Below are 1,925 nucleotides of genomic sequence, written 5' to 3' on the forward strand. Positions count from 1 at the left end.
GTGCGTTGTAAAGCGTGCTGGAGGTATCAGAAGTGCGAATGCTGACATGAGTAGCGTTAAAGGGGGTGAAAAGCCCCCTCGCCGTAAGCGCAAGGTTTTCTACGCAACGTTCATCGGCGTAGAGTGAGTCGGCCCCTAAGGCGAGGCAGAGATGCGTAGCTGATGGGAAACAGGTCAATATTCCTGTACCGATATACAGTGCGATGTGGGGACGGATCTTAATAGGTCATCCGGGTGTTGGATATCCCGGTTTAGTTGGATGTAGGCGTGCATTAGGCAAATCCGGTGCACATATACCGAGGCCAACGATCGAGCGAGCTTGCTCGCGAAGTGACTGAACGAGGTTCCAGGAAAAGCCACTAAGCTTCAGCTGTATACGACCGTACCGCAAACCGACACTGGTGCGCGAGATGAGTATTCTAAGGCGCTTGAGAGAACTCAGGAGAAGGAACTCGGCAAATTGACACCGTAACTTCGGAAGAAGGTGTGCCCTATTAGTGTGAAGTGAACAACGGAGCATGAATGGGTTGCAAAAAATCGGTGGCTGCGACTGTTTATTAAAAACACAGCACTCTGCAAACACGAAAGTGGACGTATAGGGTGTGACGCCTGCCCGGTGCTGGAAGATTAAATGATGGGGTGCAAGCTCTTGATTGAAGTCCCAGTAAACGGCGGCCGTAACTATAACGGTCCTAAGGTAGCGAAATTCCTTGTCGGGTAAGTTCCGACCTGCACGAATGGCGTAACGATGGCCACACTGTCTCCTCCTGAGACTCAGCGAAGTTGAAATGTTTGTGATGATGCAATCTCCCCGCGGAAAGACGGAAAGACCCCATGAACCTTTACTGTAGCTTTGTATTGGACTTTGAACAGATCTGTGTAGGATAGGTGGGAGGCTTTGAAGCAGGGTCGCTAGATCTTGTGGAGCCAACGTTGAAATACCACCCTGGTGTGTTTGAGGTTCTAACCTAGGTCCATTATCTGGATCGGGGACAGTGCATGGTAGGCAGTTTGACTGGGGCGGTCTCCTCCCAAAGCGTAACGGAGGAGTTCGAAGGTACGCTAGTTACGGTCGGACATCGTGACGATAGTGCAATGGCATAAGCGTGCTTAACTGCGAGACTGACAAGTCGAGCAGATGCGAAAGCAGGACATAGTGATCCGGTGGTTCTGTATGGAAGGGCCATCGCTCAACGGATAAAAGGTACTCTGGGGATAACAGGCTGATACCGCCCAAGAGTTCATATCGACGGCGGTGTTTGGCACCTCGATGTCGGCTCATCTCATCCTGGGGCTGTAGCCGGTCCCAAGGGTATGGCTGTTCGCCATTTAAAGAGGTACGTGAGCTGGGTTTAAAACGTCGTGAGACAGTTTGGTCCCTATCTTCCGTGGGCGCTGCAGATTTGAGGAAGCCTGCTCCTAGTACGAGAGGACCGGAGTGGACACACCTCTGGTGTATCGGTTGTCACGCCAGTGGCATTGCCGAGTAGCTAAGTGTGGAAGAGATAACCGCTGAAAGCATCTAAGCGGGAAACTCGTTTCAAGATGAGATCTGCCGGGGCCTCGAGCCCCCTGAAGAGTCGTTCAAGACCAGGACGTTGATAGGTCAGGTGTGGAAGCGCAGTAATGCGTTAAGCTAACTGATACTAATTGCTCGTGCGGCTTGACCCTATAACTTTGATCAGAAGATCAAGGTGTTATGCCAAGTTGACGCATTCAAAATACATTCAAATAACGCCTAAGCGCGTGCTGATTCAAAACTCTATGAATTCGTTTGGTTGATCATGTGATCAGCCAGACAACCCTTTATGCCTGATGACCATAGCGAGTTGGTCCCACTCCTTCCCATCCCGAACAGGACAGTGAAACGACTCAGCGCCGATGATAGTGCGGGTTCCCGTGTGAAAGTAGGTCATCGTCAGGCT

2 rRNA genes (1 of these 2 only partly in view) are annotated in these 1,925 nt (G+C 51.1%); both read left to right on the forward strand.

Annotated elements, in window-relative coordinates:
* Positions 1 to 1,671, forward strand: a 23S ribosomal RNA gene (locus AC07RM_RS40645); it begins 1,299 nt to the left of the window's first position.
* A 140-nt stretch (positions 1,672 to 1,811) separates the two neighbouring features.
* A 5S ribosomal RNA gene (gene rrf, locus AC07RM_RS40650) occupies positions 1,812 to 1,924 on the forward strand.
* Position 1,925: the final 1 nt, after the last annotated feature.

The sequence above is a fragment of the Variovorax sp. GW821-FHT09B05 genome (genome assembly GCF_059418265.1).